The following is a 22,338-nucleotide window of genomic DNA, read 5'->3' as shown; positions in this document are numbered from 1 at the left end:
GCCGGCAACGCTTACTTTGCGCATCGAGTCGAACATGAGCGATATCAAGAAAGTCGTGCTCGCCTACTCCGGCGGGCTGGACACTTCGGTGATCCTGAAGTGGCTGCAAGACACCTATCAATGCGAGGTGGTCACCTTTACCGCCGACATCGGCCAGGGCGAGGAACTCGAACCTGCCCGCCAGAAGGCGCTCAAGTTCGGCATCAAGCCGGAGAACATCTTTATCGACGACCTGCGCGAAGAATTCGTGCGCGATTTCGTCTTCCCGATGTTCCGCGCCAACGCCGTCTATGAAGGCGAGTACCTGCTGGGCACCTCGATCGCGCGTCCGCTGATCGCCAAGCGCCAGATCGAGATCCTGCGCAGCACCGGCGCTGACGCCGTGTCGCATGGCGCCACCGGCAAGGGCAACGACCAGGTTCGCTTCGAACTGGGCTACTACGGTCTGGAGCCGGGCGTGAAGGTCATCGCGCCGTGGCGCGAGTGGGACCTGCTGTCCCGCGAAAAGCTGCTGGCATACGCTGAAAAGGCCGGCATCGAAATCGACATGAAGCACAAGAAGGGCGGCGCCCCGTACTCGATGGACGCCAACCTGCTGCACATCTCCTTCGAAGGCCGCCACCTGGAAGACCCCAAGGCCGAGGCCGAGGAAGACATGTGGCGCTGGACCGTGTCGCCGGAGAACGCACCGGACGCGGCCGAGTACCTGGACGTCGAATTCGAGGGCGGCGACATCGTCGGCCTGAACGGCAAGCGCATGACCCCGGCCGAAGTGCTCACCGAGCTGAACCGCCTGGGCGGCAAGCACGGCATTGGCCGCCTGGACCTGGTGGAAAACCGCTACGTCGGCATGAAGAGCCGTGGCTGCTATGAAACCCCCGGCGGCACCATTATCCTGAAGGCCCACCGCGCCATCGAGTCGATCACGCTCGACCGCGAAGTGGCTCACCTGAAGGACGACCTGATGCCGCGCTACGCCAGCCTGATTTACAACGGCTACTGGTGGAGCCCGGAGCGCCGCGCGCTGCAGGTGCTGATCGACCACACGCAGGCCAAGGTCAACGGCTGGGTGCGCGTCAAGCTGTACAAGGGCAACGTGATCGTGGTCGCGCGCGACTCCAAGGACACGCTGTTCGACAAGACCATCGCGACCTTCGACGATGACGGCGGCGCCTACAACCAGGCCGACGCCGGCGGCTTCATCAAGCTGAACGCGCTGCGCATGCGCATCGCCGAGAACGCACGCCGCCAGCGCGGCGAGTAAGGCGGGCTTCCGGTCCCGGCTCGTTTCGGGCCGTGGCCTGGCGGTCAGCACTCAGCACTCAGCAGAAGAGGGGCCGTCATGGCCCCTTTTTTGCGCCGCCTCGCCATTGAACATTCCAGATTCCAGTCATCAAGAACCAAGCATCAAGGAGAAATAGCGTGAGCCAGTTCGACAACGTATCCGTCGTCAAGAAAGCCAACCTGTACTTCGACGGCAAGTGCGTCAGCCACACCGTGCTGTTCCCGGATGGCACCCGCAAGACGCTGGGCGTCATCTTCCCCGCCGCGCTGACCTTCAACACCGGCGCTCCGGAAATCATGGAGATCAATGCCGGCGTGTGCCGCGTGAAGCTGGCCGGCGAAGACCAGTGGAATACCTATGGCGCCGGCCAGCAGTTCAATGTGCCCGGCGACAGCAGCTTCGATATCGAAGTGACCGAAACGCTGGACTACGTCTGCCACTTCGCCTGAGCCCGATGGCCCGGGCTGGTCAAAGCACCACCGGCTCGGGCTCGATGCGCACGCCGAAGCGGGCCTGCACGGCATCGGCGATGCGGCGCGCCAGCGCCAGCAAGTCCTGCCCAGTGCCGCCGCCGTGGTGCACCAGCACCAGGGCTTGCTTGCCATAGACGCCCACCGGGCCGTCGCTCACCCCCTTGAATCCACACTGGTCGATCAGCCAGCCGGCCGCCAACTTGTAGCTGCCGTCGGGTTGGACATGGCTGACCAGGTTGGGGTACTGCGCCAGCAGCGCGTCGCGCTGGCCGGCACCGACCACGGGATTCTTGAAGAAGCTGCCTGCATTGCCGATCTGGGCGGGGTCGGGCAGCTTGCGCATGCGGATCGCGATTACCGCTTCACGGATGCGATCCGCCGTGGGCGCCGCGGCTGACTCTTGTGCCAGTTCGCGCGCCAGTTCCGCATAGCCCAGCACCGGTTGCCAGGGCAGCGGCAGGCGCAGCGTGACAGCCGTAATGATGTAGCGGTCACGCCCCTCGCGCTTGAACAGGCTGTCCCGGTAAGCAAACTCGCATTGCTCCAGCGTCAGGCGGACGAATTCGCCGCTTTGCCGGTCGAAGGCACGCAGGCTGTCGAAGCGCTCGCGCAGTTCAACGCCATAGGCGCCAATATTCTGGATCGGCGCCGCGCCCGCGGTGCCGGGAATCAGGGCCAGGTTTTCGAGCCCCGGCAGGCCGTCGGCAATGGTGCGGCAGACCAGTGCATGCCAGTTCTCGCCGGCGCCGGCCGTCACCAGGTGGGCATCGTCGCCGGCGGCCACCGCGTAGCCGGGGATTTCCATCAACAGCACCAGCGCGTCGATGTCCCGCGTCAGGACCACATTGCTGCCGCCGCCAAGCACAACCAGGGGCAGGCCATGCGCGCGCGGATCGGCCAGCGCGCACAACAGGTCGCTTTCGCTGCGCACGTGCGCCGCAAAGCGCGCGCGTACGTCGAATCCGAATGAATTGTGGCGGCGCAGGGGATAAAATTCGTGGAAATCAGCCATGCAAGGGAAAGGTGAGGCGGCCGCCGTGGTCGACGGCACCGGACTGCAGGGTAGGCTGGATTATACGTAAGCGCCGCCGCCAGCCGGCGCGCGCCCAGGACAAAGCCTGCGGGACTGCCGCGGGCAAGTGGTAATACACAGCAACACGCAGCAAGACAAGGAGAATGCAATGCCGTCGTTTGACGTAGTGTGCGAAGCGAACATGATCGAGGTGAAGAACGCGGTCGAGCAGGCCAACAAGGAAATCACGAACCGCTTCGACTTCAAGGGTTCGGATTCGCGGGTCGAGCACAAGGAGAACGAACTCACGGCGTTCGCCGATGACGATTTCAAGCTCGGCCAGGTCAAGGACGTGCTGATCAGCAAGATGGCCAAGCGCAATGTCGACGTGCGCTTCCTGGACTACGGCAAGACCGAGCGCATCGGTGGCGACAAGGTCAAGCAGGTCATCACCATCAAGAAGGGCGTCACCGGCGACCTGTCCAAGAAAATCGTCAAGATGATCAAGGACAGCAAGATCAAGGTACAGGCCAGCATCCAGGGCGACGCGGTGCGCGTCACCGGTACCAAGCGCGACGATCTGCAGAGCGTGATCGCGCTGCTGCGCAAGGATGTTCCGGAAGCCCCGCTGGACTTCAATAATTTCCGCGACTGACCTTGTCGCAAATTGGCGCGGCAGCCGTGCTGCCGCGCTTGGNCGGCGGGGCTTGGCCATCAGCGCGGCTGCGGCAGGCCGCCGATCTTTGCGCCGGCCTTCAGTCCCTTCTGCGCGAACCATCCCTTGTTCATCTCCAGCGCGTAGCGCACCGCTGCGCGCGGGCAGTGGTTGTCCTCGGTCTGGGGCGCCATGTCCTCGATATTGACGATGGAGCCGTCATCGGCCAGGAAGGCGATCGACAGCGGCAGGTCGGTATTTTTCATCCAGAAGCAATGTCCGGCCTTCTCATCGAAGACGAACAGCATGCCCTCGTTGGCGGGCATGGTTTTGCGATACATCAGGCCGCGTTCCCGGGCTTCCGGCGTAGCGGCGATTTCCGCCTTGATGGCGTACATGCCCGCGCTGAGTTGCCGGACCGGCAAATTAGCCGGCGACTGGGCAGAGGCGGACGTCAGGGCGGCAAGGGCGCAGCCGCCGGCGAGCAGGTTTTTGATGACAGGGCGCATGGAAGGAACGGCGATTTGAACGGTTCGGGACCCGCCAGCATAGCGCAGCTATCGGGCAAGCGGCGCCATCGGATAGTTCGCATTTGTTGCTGCAGACTACGGTGACGGGCGCGCGCTTTTGGCGCCTGACCATCGCAGGCAAAAAAAAAGCAGGCGCCTTGCGGGCAGCCTGCCTTGCTAGCCGGGCGCAATGCCCGGCCTGCCTGCAAATCTTTACTTCGTTGCAGCGTCGGCCTTGGCAGCCGGGGCAGCCGGGGCAGCCTTGGTCTTGTTGTGAGCGTGCTTCTTGGTGGACTTCTTGGTGCTCTTGGTCGCGGGCTTTGCGGCCGGGGCTTCAGCGGCGGGCGCTGCAGCAGCCGGAGCTGCCGGTGCCGGAGCGGCGGCTTGGGCGAAAGCGCCGGTGGCGAACAGGCCGGCAACCAGAGCAGCGATCAGTTTGTTCATGCTATCTACCTCGGAAGGTGAAATCGATTCGGAAGAGTTGACTCGTTATGCGACGCGTCAGTGTCAAAAACGAAATGGACCGGTGAGCCGTTGACTCACGGACTGTTAATTTTTGTAACTTCTTGAGCGGGGGCGCGGATGGCGCTGCGGTCCTTGCGGCTTCGCTGCCCCACCCGCGCGCGCGCGGCGCACCGGTGCGTTGGCACGGGGCGCCGTGACAGCCTCGATGCCTAGCATCGCCGGATCGATTTCGCACCATTGCCCAGGCGCGAGTCCGAGCGTGCGCAGATCCAGCGCGCCGATCTGTACGCGCAACAGGCGCAAGGTGGGGAAGCCCACAGCCGCCGTCATGCGCCGCACCTGGCGGTTTTTACCCTCGCGGATCTCGATTTCCAGCCATTGGGTTGGAATGGCTGCGCGAAACCGCACCGGAGGATTGCGCGGCCAGAGGAAGCCGGGTTCATCGATGCACTGTGCTCGCGCTGGCAACGTGCGGAAGTCGCCGAGATCGACCCCGCCGCGCAGGCGCGCGAGCGCGGCTTCGTCCGGTTTGTTTTCCACCTGCGCCAGATAGGTCTTCGGCAGCTTGTGGTGCGGGTCGGCAATGCGCGCCTGCAGGGCGCCATCGTCGGTCAGCAGCAGCAAGCCTTCGCTGTCGGCATCGAGCCGTCCCGCCGGATACACGCCGGGGCGTTGCACGCAGTCGGCGAGCGTAGGGCGCGTAGGGTGCGCGGAGAACTGGCTCATGGTGCCGAAGGGTTTGTTCAGGGCAATCAGCGTCATCAGGGGCGGGAAGCGAGTCGGGGTAGGCAACGCCCTGGGGCCGTGCCGATGGCCGGGCTGCAGGGCATCATGGGCGCCAGTATGCCGCAGCCCGCGTGGCGGCGCGGGTTCCGGCAGGATAGCGGATCATGAAATTTTGCTGCATAATACAAAACGGTCTTGTGTCTTATATAAGACTGAATTGCCTCTGACGCTTGGCTGGGCAGGCGGCGCGTGTTGCGGTGCGGCATCGTAACCGCATCGAACCCCGCTAAAATGCCCGCGCGCCACTCACATCTCGCCGTCCGGTCACAAACCTGGGCGGCACGTTACGAACCCCCGTTCCGTACTGGAGACGTCATGTATCAACACATCAAGGTGCCGGCCGGCGAGAAGATCACGGTCAACCAGGATTTTTCGCTGAATGTTCCGGACAATCCAATCATCCCTTTCATCGAAGGCGACGGTACGGGACTGGATATCACCCCCGTGATGATCAAGGTGGTCGACGCTGCCGTGGCCAAGGCCTACGCCGGCAAGCGCAAGATCTCCTGGATGGAGATCTACGCTGGCGAGAAGTCGACCAAGGTATATGGCCCCGATGTGTGGCTGCCTGACGAAACCCTTGAGGTCCTGAAGGAATACGTGGTGTCGATCAAGGGCCCGCTGACCACGCCGGTCGGTGGCGGCATCCGTTCGCTCAACGTCGCACTGCGCCAGCAACTCGACCTGTACGTCTGCCTGCGCCCGGTGGCTTACTTCAAGGGCGTGCCCTCGCCCGTGCGCGAGCCGCAAAAAATCGACATGGTGATCTTCCGCGAGAACTCGGAAGACATCTACGCCGGCATCGAGTGGGAAGCGGAAAGCGACCAGGCCAAGAAGCTGATCGCCTTCCTGCAGAACGAGATGGGCGTGAAGAAGATCCGTTTCCCGGACACTTCGGGCATCGGCGTCAAGCCGGTTTCCAAGCAAGGCACGAAGCGCCTGGTGCGCAAGGCCATCCAGTATGCGATCGACAACGACAAGCCGTCGGTGACCATCGTGCACAAGGGCAACATCATGAAGTTCACCGAAGGTGGCTTCCGTGACTGGGCCTACGAGCTGGCCCAGCAGGAATTCGGTGCCGAACTGATCGACGGCGGCCCGTGGTGCAAGTTCAAGAACCCGAAGACCGGCAAGGAAATCGTGATCAAGGACGCCATCGCCGACGCGTTCCTGCAGCAGATCCTGCTGCGCCCGGCGGAGTATTCGGTCATCGCGACGCTGAACCTGAACGGCGACTACATCTCCGACGCGCTGGCAGCGCAGGTTGGCGGCATCGGCATTGCCCCGGGCGCCAACCTGTCCGATTCCGTCGCCATGTTCGAAGCCACCCATGGCACCGCGCCGAAGTACGCCGGCAAGGACTACGTGAACCCGGGTTCCGAAATCCTCTCCGCGGAAATGATGCTGCGCCACATGGGCTGGACCGAAGCCGCCGACCTGATCATCTCGTCGATGGAGAAGTCCATTCTGTCGAAGAAGGTCACGTATGACTTCGCCCGGCTGCTTGAAGGCGCGACGCAAGTGTCGTGCTCGGGCTTTGGGCAGGTGATGATCGACAACATGTAAGAGCAGATCGGGCCGTTTCAGCCTGAACCGAAACCCCGGTGACCCAAAGGTCGCCGGGTTTTTTTTCATCCGGAATCAGGACGCACCACGTGGCAAGTGGGCCCAGACCGACATGAAATAGGACCGAATGGGCCACATAACGAAAACTCCCAGCGCACGTTCAGAAATGCCTGATTGATTTTGGTGTTGTATGTTGTATTGCGCACAAATAGGGAGGTCGTGCAAAAAGCCCCCAAAGAGCCACAAATACGACCGGAAATCAATGATGAGTCTAAGTGGCAGTAAGTGGCAGGCTGGTAGGCACGACCAGCGGGTGCCAAACAAAAAGCCCGGCATTGACCTGACCGGGCTTTTTGTCGGATGCGCTACGTGCTGCTGTTCAGCCTGCTGGTCTGGACATGGCGCGCCGGCTGTCGAGGCCAGGCGATGTCCGGGGGGGCGGCGGCCGATCCCGTTCCGGGGATGATTCCCCCGCATCCTGTCGTGGCCGCCTCAAGCTCTGTCGGCTGGTGCGGCCGCGCACCTTGTCCTCAGGCGCCGTCCTGGATATTGGTGGCTTGTTTGCCCTTGGGACCCTGGATGATTTCGAAGGACACGCGCTGACCCTCTTTCAGGGTCTTGAAGCCACTCATCTGGATGGCCGAAAAGTGCGCAAACAGCTCTTCTTCGCCGTCGTCCGGCTTGATGAACCCAAAGCCCTTGGCGTCATTGAACCATTTGACGATACCGCTTGCCATAAACTCCCCCAACAAAAAAAGCACGATACGAGCGGGGGAAAGCGCCGCGGCCAGCCGGTGCCCGGCGTGCCTGGCCATGCGTCCAGTCCGGTGGAACCGGGCCGGGTACGATGACACGACTTTGCGGACACCGCGTGGCGGCCAGTTTTATGTGCTGACTCGCCGCCGCCGGATTCGTGGGCCTCCCTGCTCACGGATCACCCAGGTCCGGCTTACTGCTTTGGCTCGCGTAACCAGACGTGAATGTGCGAACGATTCTTCTGTCAAACCTGCGCACTGTCAAGTTGGCAGATTCCCCACTCCCGGTAGGGTGTGGCGGGAAAGGAACGGCTGTAGATGGTATTTTGGAGGGGAGGGCTGCACAGCAACTGCGTCCAGCCCAAGAGGTGAACCCGGATGCCTTCGGCATCTCCGGAAATTGGATGGCCGCTGCATCGGCCTCTTGAATCCGGCGTCTTTTCCCCAAATTGCAGAGTTGTGCGTAAGGGTTAGAATAAAGCCATGGCTACACGGCTGGCAAATGTCCCACAACGCGAAGCAGGCACCGTACTGGAGCGGAAAGAGCAGGCGCTCAAACCGCCCGCCATGTACAAGGTGTTGCTGCTGAATGACGACTTCACCCCGATGGAGTTCGTCGTGATGATCCTGCAGCAGTATTTCAGCAGGGACCGGGAGACGGCGACGCAGATCATGCTGACCGTCCACCGGGAAGGTAAGGGGGTCTGCGGTATCTATACCAGGGATATTGCGGCGACGAAGGTCGAGCTGGTGTCAACCCACGCACGGCAGGCGGGTCATCCGTTGCAATGCGTGATGGAGGAAGCATGATTGCGCAAGAATTGGAAGTCAGCCTGCACATGGCGTTTGTTGAAGCCCGGCAGGCACGCCACGAGTTCATTACCGTGGAGCACCTGCTACTGGCGTTGCTTGACAACCCCACGGCAGCGGAAGTCTTGCGCGCCTGCGCAGCCAATATTGAGGATTTGCGCACCAGTCTGAAGAACTTCATCGCGGACAACACGCCCGTGGTGCCTGGCACCGATGAGGTGGATACCCAGCCTACGCTGGGCTTCCAGCGCGTCATCCAGCGCGCCATCATGCATGTCCAGTCCACTTCCAACGGCAAGAAGGAAGTGACCGGGGCGAATGTCCTGGTGGCGATCTTTGGCGAGAAGGACTCGCACGCGGTGTACTACCTCCAGCAGCAGGGCGTGACCCGGCTGGATGTGGTCAATTTCATCAGCCACGGCATCCGCAAGGACCAGGCCGAGCCCGCCAAGCATGGCGACGGCACGGCCGAGGGTGAAGGCGGCGATGGCAAGGAAAGCCCGCTGGAGCAGTTCACCCAGAACCTGAACATGCTGGCCAAGGCCGGCAAGATCGATCCGCTGATCGGCCGCGAGAGCGAAGTCGAGCGGGTGGTCCAGGTGCTGTGCCGCCGGCGCAAGAACAATCCGTTGCTGGTGGGCGAGGCTGGAGTCGGCAAGACCGCGATCGCGGAAGGGCTGGCCTGGCGCATCACCAAGAACGAAGTGCCCGACATCCTGGAAAAGGCGGTCGTGTACTCGCTCGACATGGGTGCCCTGCTGGCCGGCACCAAGTACCGGGGCGATTTCGAGCAACGCCTGAAGGGCGTGCTCAAGTCGCTCAAGGACAATCCGAACGCGATCCTGTTTATCGACGAGATCCACACGCTGATCGGCGCGGGCGCCGCTTCGGGCGGGACGCTGGACGCCAGCAACCTGCTCAAGCCGGCACTGTCGTCGGGCCAGCTCAAGTGCATCGGCGCCACCACCTTCACCGAATATCGCGGCATCTTCGAAAAAGACGCGGCCCTGTCGCGCCGTTTCCAGAAGATCGACGTGGTGGAGCCGTCGGTGGACCAGACCGTGCAGATTCTGCGCGGCCTGAAGTCGCGCTTCGAGGAGCACCATGGCGTCAAGTACGCGGCGGCGGCCCTGACCGCGGCGGCCGAACTGTCGGCGCGCTTCATCACCGACCGCCACCTGCCGGACAAGGCCATCGATGTCATCGACGAGGCTGGCGCCGCCCAGCGCATCCTGCCCAAGTCCAAGCAGAAGAAGACCATCGGCAAGGGCGAGATCGAGGATATCGTCTCGCGCATCGCCCGCATCCCGCCGCAGAGCGTCAACCAGGACGACCGCAGCAAGCTGCAGACCCTGGACCGCGACCTGAAGTCCGTGGTGTTCGGCCAGGACCCGGCCATCGAGGCGCTGGCTTCGGCCATCAAGATGTCGCGCGCCGGCCTGGGCAAGACCGACAAGCCAATCGGCTCCTTCCTGTTCTCCGGTCCGACCGGGGTGGGCAAGACTGAAGTCGCCAAGCAGCTTGCCTTCATCATGGGCATCGAGTTGCTGCGCTTCGACATGTCCGAATACATGGAACGTCATGCGGTGAGCCGGCTGATCGGCGCGCCGCCGGGATATGTCGGCTTCGACCAGGGCGGCCTGCTGACCGAGGCCGTTACCAAGAAGCCGCACTGTGTGCTGCTGCTGGACGAAATCGAGAAAGCGCATCCGGATATCTTCAATATCCTGCTGCAGGTGATGGACCATGGCGCGCTGACCGATAACAACGGCCGCCGCGCTGACTTCCGCAACGTGATCATCATCATGACCACCAATGCGGGAGCGGAAACCATGAACCGCGCCACCATCGGCTTCACGTCTTCGCGCGAGCAGGGTGACGAGATGGCTGATATCAAGCGGATGTTCACGCCGGAGTTCCGTAACCGGCTCGACGCGATGATCAGCTTCCGCTCGCTCGATGAGGAAATCATCCTGCGCGTGGTCGACAAGTTCCTGATGCAGCTCGAGGAGCAGCTCCACGAGAAGAAGGTGGAAGCCAGCTTCAGCGAGCATCTGCGCAAGTTCCTGGCCAAGAAGGGCTTCGACCCGCTGATGGGCGCGCGGCCGATGCAACGCCTGATCCAGGACCTGATCCGCAAGGCGCTGGCCGACGAACTGCTGTTCGGCAAGCTGGTATCCGGTGGCAGGGTGGTGGTGGATCTCGACGAGCAGGACCAGATCAAGCTGGACTTTGCCGAGGCTGCCGCGGAACCGCCGGAATCGCCGGAAAACGAGAAGGCGGAAGTCTAGGACGAAGTGCGGAGGGTGGGCAGAGCGGACCTTGCCTGCAATTCGTGCTATCCTCGGGCAAAATACAGGGCGGCAGCGATGCCGCCCTTTTTGTTTTGGCCGGGTGCGGCTGCCGCCGCAGCTATGTTCCCGCCATTCGCCTGAGTACCCGATGTCCCGATCCGAATGCTCGCGGCTGCGCCGCCTGCTGCTCAAATCGTTGCCGTTTGGCGCGATGCCCCTGATTCCCGTGCCTGGCATGGCTGCCCTGGGTGGCGATGCCACTGTCGCCGGTTCCAGTCGCCCCATTGCCATGGTGCTGCCGTTCCCGCCAGGGGGCAGCGTCGATATCGTGGCGCGCCAATTGCAGCCCGGCCTCAAGAGCGGGCTCGGCCAGACGGTGGTGATCGACAATAAGCCCGGCGCGGGAGGCCTGATCGCGTCGAGTACGGTGGCGCGTGCCCGGCCGGACGGCAGCACCTTGTTGATGGCGTTCGACACGCACGCCATCAACCCGTTTGCCTACAAAAACCTGCCGTACGACACCTTCCGCGACTTCACGCCGATCACGCAACTGGTCCGCTTCCCGCTGGTGATCGCGGCCAACCCCTCGTTGCCGGCTTCCAATGTGAAGGAACTGGTCGCCATGGCGCGGCAGAAGCCGGAGAGCATTCATTACGCTTCGTCCGGCATCGGCAGCCTGAACCAGCTTGCCGCCGAGGCGCTGGCGACCGAGGCCGGCGTGCGCTTTCTCCATGTTCCATACAAGGGTGGCGGCCCGGCGGTGCAGGCCGTGCTGTCGAATGAAGTCGACGTATTTTTCTCCAGCTATGCGGCGGTACAGGCGCATGTGGCAGCCAAGACGGTCAAGCTGCTTGGCGTGACCGGTACCACCCGCCTGCGCCAGTTCCCGCAGTTGCCCACCGTGGCCGAGCAGGGATATCGGGGCTTCGAGGCCTATTCCTGGATCGGGGTCTTTGGCCCGGCCGGGTTGCCGGAGCCGACCGTGGCACGCTTGCACGATGCCCTGGTCCGATCCTTGCGGCAGCAGCGGGTGATGGATGCACTGGCCATGCAGGGATTCGAGATCGTAGGCGGCACGCCCGCCGAGCTGGCCAGCCTGGTACGGCACGAGCACGATAAATGGCAGGCGGTGGCGCGCAAGGCCAATATCCAGTTCGATTGAAGTGTGAAGCGAGAGGTAGAGGTAGCGATGACGATGGAACTGCTAGACCACGCCGTGATGGTGTGTCCCGACCTTGACGCTTCGGCGCAAGCCTGGCGCGGGTTTGGCTTCACGCTGACCCCCCGCGGTTATCACACGCTCGGCTCGCAGAACCATTGCGTGATGCTGGCGCGCGACTATCTCGAGTTGCTGCATGTCACCGCACCCAGCCCGACGCGGCAGTATTACTGGGATGCGCAGGAAGCCGGAGGCGGCTGCGCTGCGCTGTCCTGCAAGAGCAGCGATACCTTCACCTCCGCGGCGCAGTTGCGCGCCGATGGCTGGCACACATCGGACCCGATCGAGTTTTCGCGGCCGGTGCGGCTGGACGATGGCACCGAGCATCCCGCCACCTTCCGTGTCGCGGCGATCGACGATGCGCCCGGCGCGCGCTTTTTTATCTGCGAGCACCGTACGCCGGAGCTGCTGTGGCGGCCAGAGTGGACCACGCATGCCAACGGCGCGACCGGCATCGCCGCGATGTTCCTGGTGGTGGCGCCGTGCCTGGTCGAGGCGGCTGGCCGCGCTTATGCCGAACTCACCGGCGGCGAAATGACGCAGTTGAGCGATCACATCTGCAGCCTGGCGCTGGATGGCGCCACGCTGGTGGTGACCACGCCACAGGCGCTGGCCGCAGCCACCGGCACCGAACATGTGCGCCGCGCCGTGCCTGGTTATGCAGCCATCCGGCTGCGTACCAGCGATCTGGCCGCGGCCCGTCAGGGCTGGCGCGCCGCGCGTGTGGGCGCGCTCGATCTGGGTCCCGACGAAAGCCTTATCCCCGCCTCCGTTGCCGGCGGCGTGGCGCTGCTGTTCGAACAGCAGCGCTGAGCGCGCCCCCGGACCTGGCTCAGGCGCCGTTCTTGGCGTGGTGCACGCCGGTGGAGCCAAAACCGCCCGCGCCGCGCACGGTGTCTTCCGAAAAGTCTTCCACGGTCTTGAAGACGGGCCGCAGCACCGGCACAAACATCATCTGTGCGATACGCTCGCCCGGCTGGATCACGATCGGCTCGGTGCCGGGCGCGTTGCGGTTCCACACGCTCACCATGATCGGGCCCTGGTAGTCGGCGTCGATCACGCCGATCGAGTTGCCCAGCACCAGCCCTTTCTTGTGGCCTAGACCGGAGCGCGGGGCGATGGTGGCCGCCATATAGGGATTGGCCATGTGCACGGCGATGCCGGCCGGCACCAGTTGGGCCGGCGTGCCGGGTTCGATGACGAGTGCCGCGTCCAGGCAGGCGTGCAGGTCGATCGCTGCCGCCATATCGCTCTGGTAAGCCGGCAGGCCCCATTCGTGCAGGCGTGCGTCGAGCACCTTGATTTCGACGGTGGGGTTGGCTTCGATGGTCATGGCTGGTCAGTCCCGGAAAACTAAAAACGTTGGCAACCCGAGATGATAGCCGAGCTTAGCCGCCTGACAGGTCGAATGCCTGTGCCAGCAGCTCGTAGGTGCGCAGCCGCGCGGCATAGCTGGCGGTCACGCTCAGCACGACCAGTTCATCGGCGAGGAAGCGCTCACGCAGGTCCAGCATGCGCTGCGCGACCTGCTCCGGAGTGCCGCAAATGGTGCGCGGGCGCTCGCGTTCCACGATCAGGCGATCGCGTTCGGTGGGCTCGTGCCGGGCGGCCTGCGCCAGCGAGGGGATCGGGGCGTTGACGCCGTAGGCCATCTGCAGCCGGCGCAGGTCCACGGCGCGCTCCAGTTCCGCCGCTTCGGCCTCGCTGTCCGCGCAGATCACGAAGACGGCCGCCGCGCTGTAGGGCCGCTCGTCGTAGCCCGCCTCGAAATCGCGGCGGTACTGTTGGGCGACGGCATGGCCGACATGCGGATTGATAAAGTGGGCAAAGGCAAAGCGCAGTCCCAGGCGTGCCGCCAGGGCGCCGCCGTAGTCACTGGAGCCCAGCACCCACAGCTCGGGCCGGGTATCGATCTCGGGCTGCAGCACCACGCCTTCGGCGATATGGCCCGGCGGTACCTCGCCACGGAAGAGCCAGGAGAGGTCCTGTACCTGCTCGGCGAACTGGTCGCCGCGGTTGTACTGGCCCATCGCGACCGCCTGCGCGGTACGCATGTCGCCGCCCGGCGCGCGTCCCACGCCAAGATCGATGCGTCCCGGGAACAAGCCCTCCAGCATGCGGAACTGCTCCGCCACCTTGAAGGGGCTGTAATAGGGTAGCATCACGCCGCCCGAGCCTAGGCGGATACGCTGCGTGACGCTGCCCAGGCGCGCCAGCATGACTTCCGGCGCCGGGTTGCACACACCGCGCAGGCCGTGATGCTCGGCACACCAATAGCGGGTGTAGCCCAGCGCATCGGCGGCCTGAGCCAGCTCCACGGTGGCGGCCAGGGCGTCGCGCGCGGTATGGCCGGCAATGACCGGGCTCTGGTCGAGCACGGAGAGGCGCAGTTTGGGTTTGCTTGCGGACATGTTCAGGGGTTCGGGCAGGGTGGCGTTCGGAGGCGGAGCAAGCGCGGGCTCAACGGGGTGCGGGCAGGCGCCGGGCGATAGCCGCTACTAGGTCGCGCGCCAGCGTCAGCTTGTCGGCGCGCGGCAGGCGGGTCATGCCGTGGGCATCGAACAGCACGATCTCGTTGTCGTCCATGCCGAAGGTGTGATGGCCGATATTGCCCACCAGCAAGGGTACGTTCTTGCGCTGGCGCTTCTGTTCGCCATATTGCTCGAGCTTTTCGCTCTCGGCGGCAAAGCCCACGCAGTAGGGCGCATCGGGCCGCGCCGCCACGGTGGCGAGGATGTCGGGGTTCTGCACAAAGCGTAGCGTCGGTGTGTCGCTGTCGTTGGCCTTCTTCAATTTCTGGCCGGCGACTTCGGCCGGGCGCCAGTCCGCTACCGCGGCTACCGCAACAAACACGTCGGCGCCGGGCAAGCCCGCCAGCACCGCGTCATGCATCTGCTGCGCGCTCTCCACATTGGTGCGGGCAACCCCGCGCGGCGTGGGCTGGGCCGTCGGGCCGGCCACCAGGATCACGTCGGCGCCAGCCTCGCGGGCCGCGCGCGCGATGGCAAAACCCATCTTGCCCGAGGAACGGTTGGTGATGCCACGCACCGGGTCGATGGCCTCGAAGGTGGGGCCTGCCGTGATCACCACACGGCGCCCGGCCAGCGGCTTGGGCTGGAAGAACGCAATGATGTCGTCGAGCAGTTCCGACGGCTCCAGCATGCGGCCATCGCCGACTTCGCCGCAAGCCTGGTCGCCGCTGCCAGGGCCCAGTACCGTTACGCCATCCGCGCGCAATTGCGCGGCGTTGCGCTGGGTGGCGGGGGCCGACCACATCTGCAGGTTCATGGCGGGAGCCACCAGCAGCGGACAGTCGCGGGCAATGCACAGGGTGGTCAGCAGGTCATCGCACAGGCCGTGCGCCAGCTTCGCCAGGAAATCGGTGGAGGCGGGCGCAACCACGATGGCATCGGCTTCGCGGGAGAGATCGATGTGGGCCATGTTGTTGCCCACGCGCGCATCCCATTGGGAGGTGAAGACAGGCCGCCCGGAGAGTGCCTGCATGGTCACAGGCGTGATGAACTGGGTGGCGCCCTCGGTCATGACCACTTGCACGGTCGCGCCGGCCTTGGTCAGCAGGCGGACCAGTTCGGCCGATTTATAGCAGGCGATGCCGCCGGTCAGGCCAAGGACGAGATGCTTGCCTCGCAGATCCATGGATGTGCTCTTCGCTTGAGGGTTGTGGTCCGGGTGCCGCGGCAGGTGGCAGCGTTTGCTACCCCCCGCGCCGGAGAAACATCAATAATACCGGCTTGCCCGCGCGCGCGTTGGCGGCGCTGCCGCCGTGCCTCGCGCGTCGCCATCACGCGAATTCGGCAGCACCATGGAAAACGCCCGCATGACGCGGGCGCAGTTGGAACGTTTTGCACCCGGGAGCGCGGTGCAGGTGACTGCTGCTTCAGTGCTTCCGGACCCGCCGCAACTCGTCCACGATCAGCAGCACCGCACCCACCGTGATGGCGCAGTCGGCCACGTTGAACGCGGGCCAGTGGTAGTTGCGCATGTGGAAGTCGAGGAAGTCGACGACATGGCCGTACACCACCCGGTCCAGCACATTGCCAATGGCGCCGCCGAGGATCAGCGAGATGGCGAAGCAGAACAAACGCTGCCCGGTATGGCGGTACAGCATCCAGATGATGAACAGGCCCACCACCACGCCCAGGCCGGTAAAGAACCAGCGTTGCCAGCCGCCGGCGTCGGCCAGGAAGCTGAAGGCGGCGCCCTTGTTATAGACCAGCACCAGGTTGAAGAAGCTGGTCACGGGGCGCGATTCGCCGTAGGCGAAGGTCCTGACGATAACGATCTTGAAGAACTGGTCCAGCACGATCACCAGCAGGGCGAACGCCATCCACAGCAGCGGGGTGGTGTTGCTGCCCTTGCTGCTGGCGCGCTTGGTGCCGCGCGCGGAGCGCGTGGTGGTGGTGGCCATCAGGCATGGCTCCTGTGTTCACCGGCGCCGAACAGGTTGCTGTCGCAGCGGCCGCAGAGGGTGGGGTGGGCCGGATCGCGGCCAACATCGGCACGGTAGTGCCAGCAGCGCTCGCACTTGGCGTGCACCGACGGCGTCACCGTGACCAGCAGGTCGCCGCCTTCCGGCGCCGGCGCTACCTTGGCGGCGGAGGTCAGCAGCACGAAGCGCAGGTCGTCCTCCAGGCTCTGCAGCGCGGCCAGCACCGGGCCGCCGGCCTGGATGGTGACTTCGGCCTGGAGCGAGGAGCCGATCTCGCCGTCAACGCGCACCGCTTCCAGTTGCTTGGTGACTTCGGCGCGGGCTTCGCGGATCACGTGCCACTTCTGCAGCAGGTCGTCGGCCTGGTCGATCTCCGGCACGTCGTAGTAGGTGCTGGTGAAGATGGTGTCGGTGTGCCCGGTGCCATGGCGGAAGATCTGCCACGCTTCTTCCGCGGTAAAGGACAGGAACGGCGCCATCCAGTGCAGCATGGCCTGGGTGATGTGGTACACGGCATTCTGCGCGGCGCGGCGCTCCTTGGAGTTGGGCGCTGTCGTGTAGAGCCGGTCCTTCAGCACGTCGAGGTAGAAGCCGCCGAGGTCTTCCGAGCAGAACGTCTGCAGCTTGGCGACCACCGGATGGAACTCGTAGCCGTCGTAGTGCGACAGGACTTCCTTTTGCAGGCGCCCCGTCAGCGCGACCGCATAGCGGTCGATCTCCAGCCACTCCGATGCCGGCAGCGCGTGCTGCGCGTGATCGTAGTCGGCCAGGTTGGCCAGCAGGAAGCGCAGCGTATTGCGGATGCGGCGATAGCCTTCCACCACGCGCTTCAGGATTTCGTCGGAGATCGACAGCTCGCCCGAATAGTCGGTCGAGGCCACCCACAGGCGGATGATCTCGGCGCCCATCTTGTTCGACACGTCCTGCGGCGACACGGTATTGCCGACCGACTTGGACATCTTGCGGCCTTCGCCGTCCACCGTGAAGCCGTGCGTCAGCAGCGCCTTGTAGGGCGGCTTGCCATACAGCATCGAAGCGGTCAGCAGCGACGAATGGAACCAGCCGCGGTGCTGGTCCGAGCCTTCCAGGTACAGATCCGCCAGGCGGCCGTCGGGCAGGTCGGCCGACGGGTCGTACAGGTCTTCACGGTGCGAGCCGCGGATCACGCTCCAGTGCGTGGTGCCGGAGTCGAACCAGACGTCGAGCGTGTCGCGGTTCTTTTCATACAGCGCAGCTTCCTCGCCGAGCAGTTCCTTGGGATCGAGCGCCTGCCAGGCTTCGATGCCGTGCAGTTCCACGCGCCTGGCGATTTCCTCAAGCAGCTCCGGCGTGCGCGGGTGCAGCGCGCCGGTTTCCTTGTGCAGGAAGAAGGCCATCGGCACGCCCCACTGGCGCTGGCGCGACAGGGTCCAGTCGGGCCGGTTGGCGATCATGTTATGCAGGCGCTGCTTGCCCCAGGCCGGGTAGAACTCCGTCGCCTCGATGCCGGCCAGCGCGGTTTCGCGCAAGGTGGCGCCGTTGTCGACAGGGTCAACGTCCATGCCCGCGAACCATTGCGAGGTGGCGCGGTAGATGATCGGCGTCTTGTGACGCCAGCAGTGCATATAGCTGTGGGTGTACTTGTGCGAGTTGAACAGGTTGCCCGATGCCTTCAGCACTTCGACGATCTTGGGATTGGCGTCCCAGATCTTCTGGCCGCCGAACAGCGGCAGCGTGCTGGCATAGACGCCATCGCCCATCACCGGGCTGATGATGTCGTGGTCGCGCATGCCGTGCGCCTTGCACGACTGGAAATCCTCCACGCCGTAGGCCGGCGCCGAGTGCACGATGCCGGTGCCGGTATCGGTGGTGACATAGTCGCCCAGGTAGACCGGCGACAGGCGGTCATAGCCCGCGTCCATCTTGGACAGCGGATGGTGGAAGCGGATCTCCGACAGCGCCGCGCCGGTGGTGGTGGCCAGCACCTTGCCTTCCAGTTCGTAGACCTTGAGCTGTTCCTCAACGCGCTCGGTGGCCAGCAGCAGGAAGCCGCGCACGGTGTCGACCAGCGCGTATTCGACTTCCGGGTGCACATTCAGCGCCTGGTTGGACGGGATGGTCCACGGCGTGGTGGTCCAGATCACGATCCAGCCGGGTTTGGCGGCGAGTTGCTCCAGCGGCACCTTGAAGGCGTGGGCCAGCTTGTCGGTGTCCGCGAAGGGGAAGCCCACGTCGATGGAGAGATCGGTCTTGTCCTTGTACTCGACCTCGGCCTCGGCCAGCGCCGAGCCGCAGTCGAAGCACCAGTTCACCGGCTTCAGGCCGCGGAACACATAGCCCTTCTCCATGATCTTGCCCAGCGCGCGCAGCTCGTCGGCTTCGTTGCTGTAGTTCATGGTCATGTAGGGATGTTCCCAGTCGCCCAGCACGCCCAGGCGCTCGAAGTCCAGCTTCTGGCGGGCGATCTGTTCGGTGGCGTAGGCGCGGGCGCGCGATTGCACCTCCTGCACCGGCAGGCCTTTGCCGAACTGCTTTTCGATCTGGATCTCGATCGGCATGCCATGGCAGTCCCAGCCCGGCACATAGACGGCGTCCAGGCCGCTCAGGCCGCGCGCCTTGACGATCATGTCCTTGAGGATCTTGTTGACTGCGTGCCCGATATGGATGTCGCCGTTGGCGTACGGGGGGCCGTCATGCAGGATGAACTTCTTGGCGCCCTTGCGAGCTGCCCGGATCTTCTTGTAGAGCTGCTTGTCCTGCCATTGCTTGACCCACAGCGGCTCGCGCTTGGGCAGGTCGCCGCGCATCGGGAAGGGCGTTTCCAGCAGGTTGACCGGATACTTGCTTTTTTCGGGCTTGGCGCGTTTGTCGTTGGACATGTCGATTCTCGGGGCAATTCGGTTGGCGCGCGGCACTAGCTCGGCTGGGCGCGGCGCGCGGTATGGCGTGGACGGGCTGCGGCGGAGCCGCGGGCTGGTTCGGGTGGGGTAGCGACCCGGGTCCCGCCTCGCGGGAACGGGGCGCTAGCTAATTCGGTCGGTGGCGGAGGTGGCGAAGTCGCGGCCGCCCGCAGCCGGGGGCGTGCCCTCGGGCGAGCCCGGCACGGTCAGGCCGAAGAAGGCGCGGGCGTCCGCGCTGTCCTTGGCAATGGCCGCGGTCAGTTCATCCAGGCTGTCGAAGCGGGCTTCATCGCGGAGCTTTTTCATGAATTCGACCCGCACCAGCTTGCCGTAGATGCTTTGATTGAAGTCGAACAGGTGGACTTCCAGCAGCACCCGGCCGGCATCCTCGATGGTCGGCCGCACGCCGATGCTGGCCACGCCCGGCAACGCGTGCTCGGCCAGCCCGTGCACCTGTACCACGAAGATGCCGTTGACAGCCGGCCGCTTGTGCGAGATGCGCAGGTTGATGGTGGGAAAGCCCAGGTCGCGCCCGAGCTTGCGGCCATGGACCACATGGCCGCTGATGGCATAGCCGTGGCCGAGCAGACGGCGCGCGTGTTCGAGGTCGCCCTCGGTCAGTGCCTGCCGTACCGCGGAGCTGGAGATGCGCACGCCGCCTTCGGACACCGAGCCCATCTGCTCCACGTCGAAGCCGAACTGGCGCCCGGCCTGCTGCAGGTAGGCAAAATCGCCCGCGCGCCTGGCGCCGAAGCGGAAGTCGTCGCCGACCAGCAGCCAGCGCGTGTGCAGGCCGTGCCAGAGCACGTTCTCGACGAAGGCCTGGGGAGATTGCGCGGCGAAATGCGCGTTGAAATGCTCGACGACCACGCGATCGACGCCGTTGCGGCGCAGGCTTTCGAGCTTGTCGCGCAGCAGCGCGATGCGCGTGGGGGCCTTGTCAGGCGTGAAGAATTCACGCGGATGCGGCTCGAACGTCATCACACACAGCGGCAGGCCGCGTGCGTCCGCCGCCGCGCGCGCGCGCGCAAGCAGCGACTGGTGGCCGCGGTGCACACCGTCGAAATTGCCGATGGTGAGGGCGCAGGGCGCCCGGCTCTCGGCATTGGGCAGGCCACGGAAGACTTTCACGAGGACGGCAGCAAGCGTTTGGGTAAAGCGAGCATTATAAGGCGAATGAGGGACAAGTTTGGCCTGGCCGCACCACGGTGGGCGCCGAGGTTGGCGTTTTTGTGCACGGATAGACTCTTTGGCGTGGCGCCATGCCACAAAAGACGGCATGATACGGCGGATCGCACTCGCTGCCCCCAGCCCTCCCTTGAACGCGCTGCTTAACCGAATCCTGCCGCCGCCAGGGCCTCCGCTCGATACCGAAACGCGGGCCAAGCTGCTGGCGACCATCCATCGCGTCTCCCCTACCGCCATCGTCGCCTCGCTGGTGCTCCCGGCGCTGACCGCGATCGCCTTCTGGTCTGCCGCCGACCACAGCGCCCTGATCGGCTGGTGCGGCGTCATGCTGGTGCTGACCGCCGCCACCAGCTGGTTCTATTTTGGCTACCTGCGCGATGGCACCACCATGAGCCGCTCGGCGCACACGCGCAAATGGTGGGCCAATATGCGCGCGATGGCCTTCCTGACCGGGCTGACCTGGGGCAGCTCGGCGCTGCTGCATCTGTATTCCGGCTCCACGGTGTTCTCCAGCGTGCTGTACCTGCTGGCGCTCGGGGTGCTGGCGGGCGGCGTTACCGCGCAGTCTCCGGTTCCGTCCAACCTGGTCTATGCCGGCGTACCGATCCTGGTGCCCAATATCCTGCTGGCCGAGTACGCATTTCCCGGTCATGGCACCTACGTGCAATTGCTGCTGGTGGTCTACGCCATCATGCTGACGCGCCACGCCCTGAATCTGCAGCGCACGCTGGTGCGGGCCATCCAGCTGGAAAGCGAGAGCCGGCGGCTGGCCAAGCAGTTCCAGGAAGAAAAGGAGAGGGCGCTGCATGCCAGCGAGGAGAAATCGCGCTTCCTGGCCGCCGCCAGCCACGACCTGCGCCAGCCGGTGCACGCGCTGGTGATGCTGGTGGAGGCGCTGCGCGCCCGCAACAAGTCCTCCTCGCTCCATCCGCTGGTGGAGCAGGTGGCCGCCGGCACCCAGACCATCGACCTGCTGTTCCGCTCGCTGCTGGACCTGTCCAAGCTCGAAGGGCGGAAGGTGCTGCCGACGCTGGAGCCGTGCGAACTCAGTCACCTGATCAGCGAAGTGATGAGCCAGTTCGCCGCCGACGCGCGAGAGAGCGGCCTGAGCCTGACCCCGCGCGTGCCCGAAGAGCTGTACGCGATGGCCGAGCCGGTGCTGTTGCGCCGCGCCTTGTTCAATCTCGTGCAGAACGCCCTGCGTTATACGCGGCGCGGCGGCGTGCTGGTAACGGCTCGGGAGCGCCGCAAGCATATCCGCGTGGAAGTCTGGGACACCGGGGCCGGGATCACGCCCGAGCACCTGCCGGACATCTTCTCGCCGTATTACCAGGTGCATAACCCGCAGCGCGATCCGTCCCAGGGGCTGGGACTCGGGCTGGCGATCTTCAAGGAATGCGTGCGCCTGATGCGCGGCACCTACGGCGTGCGTTCGGTGCCCGGAAGGGGTTCGGTATTCTGGTTCTCGCTGGCGCCGGTCGCGGCCGAGACCGTGGCCACCATCCGTGCCGTGCGGGCTACGGCGCTGGCCGAGGATGCCAAGCCCGATCACTTGCGCGGCACTGTGCTGGTGGTCGACGACGACACCCAGATCCGCAAGGCGTGGATTGCACTGATGGAAGCCTGGGGCATCCAGGTTGCCTGCGCGGCGCATGGCGCGGATGCGGACCGGCTGTTTCACCAGGGGCTCAAGCCGGACATCATCTTCTGCGACTTGCGCCTGCCCGGCAGCGAGAACGGCCTGGACTTGCTGGAGCGCTGGCAGAACACACAGCCGCAGGCACGTAGCGCCCTATTGTCGGGCGACCTGAAATCCGCCGCGCTGGCAGCGGCCGAGGAGGCTGGCTACTTTGTGTTGCCCAAGCCCGTCGACCCGGCAGCGTTGCGGCTGCTGCTCCGGCGCTGGCTGCACGCGGCCTGACAGGCACCATGGAAATGGGCCGGCGCAAACGCGCCGGCCCATTGCGGAGTCTTCAATTGGTGGCTGGCGCC

20 protein-coding genes are annotated in these 22,338 nt (G+C 64.7%); 9 read left to right on the top strand and 11 right to left on the bottom strand.

From position 1 onward, the window contains the following. The first annotated feature begins 34 nt into the window (after positions 1-34). A complete protein-coding gene (locus CF70_RS17930; RefSeq protein WP_035867543.1) occupies positions 35-1,264 on the top strand; it encodes an argininosuccinate synthase in 1,230 nt (409 codons plus the stop codon). Between the two features lie 158 nt (positions 1,265-1,422). Continuing rightward, the gene (locus CF70_RS17925; RefSeq protein WP_017229658.1) at positions 1,423-1,734 is read left to right on the top strand and encodes a pyrimidine/purine nucleoside phosphorylase; all 312 of its coding nucleotides are present in this window, start codon (positions 1,423-1,425) and stop codon (positions 1,732-1,734) included. Positions 1,735-1,753: 19 nt separating this feature from the next. On the opposite strand, the gene murB is transcribed toward CF70_RS17925, so the two are convergent. Further along, the gene (gene murB, locus CF70_RS17920; protein WP_035867398.1) at positions 1,754-2,770 is read right to left on the bottom strand and encodes a UDP-N-acetylmuramate dehydrogenase; all 1,017 of its coding nucleotides are present in this window, start codon (positions 2,768-2,770) and stop codon (positions 1,754-1,756) included. A 169-nt stretch (positions 2,771-2,939) separates the two neighbouring features. Here murB and CF70_RS17915 point away from each other — a divergent pair, with 169 nt between their 5' ends. Beyond that, positions 2,940-3,425 (top strand): YajQ family cyclic di-GMP-binding protein, encoded by a 486-nt coding sequence (locus CF70_RS17915; protein ID WP_035867396.1) that lies wholly within the window; start codon positions 2,940-2,942, stop codon positions 3,423-3,425. 59 nt (positions 3,426-3,484) lie between these two features. Here the strand turns inward: CF70_RS17915 and CF70_RS17910 are convergent, their stop codons facing one another. The 3 genes from CF70_RS17910 to CF70_RS17900 all read right to left on the bottom strand — a co-directional run bounded on the left by CF70_RS17910 (position 3,485) and on the right by CF70_RS17900 (position 5,161). Beyond that, the gene (locus CF70_RS17910; RefSeq protein WP_035867393.1) at positions 3,485-3,934 is read right to left on the bottom strand and encodes a DUF192 domain-containing protein; all 450 of its coding nucleotides are present in this window, start codon (positions 3,932-3,934) and stop codon (positions 3,485-3,487) included. 213 nt (positions 3,935-4,147) lie between these two features. Beyond that, positions 4,148-4,378 (bottom strand): hypothetical protein, encoded by a 231-nt coding sequence (locus CF70_RS17905; protein ID WP_035867390.1) that lies wholly within the window; start codon positions 4,376-4,378, stop codon positions 4,148-4,150. A gap of 105 nt (positions 4,379-4,483) precedes the next feature. Further along, positions 4,484-5,161, bottom strand: coding sequence for a pseudouridine synthase (locus tag CF70_RS17900; RefSeq protein ID WP_035867388.1), 678 nt, complete (start codon positions 5,159-5,161; stop codon positions 4,484-4,486). Between the two features lie 339 nt (positions 5,162-5,500). Between CF70_RS17900 and icd the strand changes: the two genes are divergently transcribed. Further along, the gene (gene icd / locus CF70_RS17895) at positions 5,501-6,751 is read left to right on the top strand and encodes an NADP-dependent isocitrate dehydrogenase (RefSeq protein ID WP_035867387.1); all 1,251 of its coding nucleotides are present in this window, start codon (positions 5,501-5,503) and stop codon (positions 6,749-6,751) included. Between the two features lie 530 nt (positions 6,752-7,281). On the opposite strand, the gene CF70_RS17890 is transcribed toward icd, so the two are convergent. Further along, positions 7,282-7,488 carry a cold-shock protein gene (locus CF70_RS17890; RefSeq protein WP_017229665.1) on the bottom strand — a complete coding sequence of 69 codons (207 nt, stop codon included), beginning with the start codon at positions 7,486-7,488 and terminating at the stop codon, positions 7,282-7,284. Between the two features lie 501 nt (positions 7,489-7,989). On the opposite strand from CF70_RS17890, the gene clpS reads away from it, so the two are divergent. The 4 genes from clpS (at position 7,990) to CF70_RS17870 (ending at position 12,642) form a co-directional block, all read left to right on the top strand. Then, entirely contained in the window at positions 7,990-8,316 is a 327-nt protein-coding gene (clpS, locus tag CF70_RS17885) for an ATP-dependent Clp protease adapter ClpS (protein ID WP_006157525.1), read from the top strand. Then, the gene (clpA, locus tag CF70_RS17880) at positions 8,313-10,607 is read left to right on the top strand and encodes an ATP-dependent Clp protease ATP-binding subunit ClpA (protein WP_035867383.1); all 2,295 of its coding nucleotides are present in this window, start codon (positions 8,313-8,315) and stop codon (positions 10,605-10,607) included. Before clpS ends, clpA begins: the two co-directional genes overlap by 4 nt. A 151-nt stretch (positions 10,608-10,758) precedes the next feature. Further along, positions 10,759-11,772 carry a tripartite tricarboxylate transporter substrate binding protein gene (locus tag CF70_RS17875; RefSeq protein ID WP_035867381.1) on the top strand — a complete coding sequence of 338 codons (1,014 nt, stop codon included), beginning with the start codon at positions 10,759-10,761 and terminating at the stop codon, positions 11,770-11,772. Between the two features lie 27 nt (positions 11,773-11,799). Next, the gene (locus CF70_RS17870; RefSeq protein ID WP_035867380.1) at positions 11,800-12,642 is read left to right on the top strand and encodes a VOC family protein; all 843 of its coding nucleotides are present in this window, start codon (positions 11,800-11,802) and stop codon (positions 12,640-12,642) included. Positions 12,643-12,661: 19 nt separating this feature from the next. On the opposite strand, the gene dut is transcribed toward CF70_RS17870, so the two are convergent. The 6 genes from dut to CF70_RS17840 all read right to left on the bottom strand — a co-directional run bounded on the left by dut (position 12,662) and on the right by CF70_RS17840 (position 20,289). After that, complete coding sequence (dut, locus tag CF70_RS17865; protein WP_035867378.1) at positions 12,662-13,162, bottom strand: dUTP diphosphatase; 501 nt, start codon at positions 13,160-13,162, stop codon at positions 12,662-12,664. Between the two features lie 55 nt (positions 13,163-13,217). Beyond that, the gene (locus CF70_RS17860) at positions 13,218-14,240 is read right to left on the bottom strand and encodes an LLM class flavin-dependent oxidoreductase (RefSeq protein WP_035867376.1); all 1,023 of its coding nucleotides are present in this window, start codon (positions 14,238-14,240) and stop codon (positions 13,218-13,220) included. A 49-nt stretch (positions 14,241-14,289) separates the two neighbouring features. Beyond that, entirely contained in the window at positions 14,290-15,486 is a 1,197-nt protein-coding gene (gene coaBC / locus CF70_RS17855; protein ID WP_035867374.1) for a bifunctional phosphopantothenoylcysteine decarboxylase/phosphopantothenate--cysteine ligase CoaBC, read from the bottom strand. A 241-nt stretch (positions 15,487-15,727) separates the two neighbouring features. Continuing rightward, a complete protein-coding gene (lspA, locus tag CF70_RS17850; protein WP_035867371.1) occupies positions 15,728-16,258 on the bottom strand; it encodes a signal peptidase II in 531 nt (176 codons plus the stop codon). Next, positions 16,258-19,137: an isoleucine--tRNA ligase gene (gene ileS / locus CF70_RS17845; RefSeq protein ID WP_035867369.1), complete on the bottom strand. Its 2,880-nt coding sequence runs from the start codon at positions 19,135-19,137 to the stop codon at positions 16,258-16,260. The genes lspA and ileS overlap by 1 nt, the downstream gene beginning before the upstream one ends. Positions 19,138-19,281: 144 nt before the next feature. After that, positions 19,282-20,289, bottom strand: a complete 1,008-nt coding sequence (locus CF70_RS17840; protein WP_035867367.1) for a bifunctional riboflavin kinase/FAD synthetase — start codon at positions 20,287-20,289, stop codon at positions 19,282-19,284. Positions 20,290-20,437: 148 nt separating this feature from the next. On the opposite strand from CF70_RS17840, the gene CF70_RS17835 reads away from it, so the two are divergent. Then, entirely contained in the window at positions 20,438-22,267 is a 1,830-nt protein-coding gene (locus CF70_RS17835; RefSeq protein ID WP_200876765.1) for a hybrid sensor histidine kinase/response regulator, read from the top strand. Positions 22,268-22,338 lie beyond the last annotated feature (71 nt).

The organism is Cupriavidus sp. SK-3 (assembly GCF_000611145.1).
GTDB lineage: Bacteria > Pseudomonadota > Gammaproteobacteria > Burkholderiales > Burkholderiaceae > Cupriavidus.
Note: the sequence above shows the minus strand (reverse complement) of the source record. Positions and strands in the feature narration are given on the sequence as shown.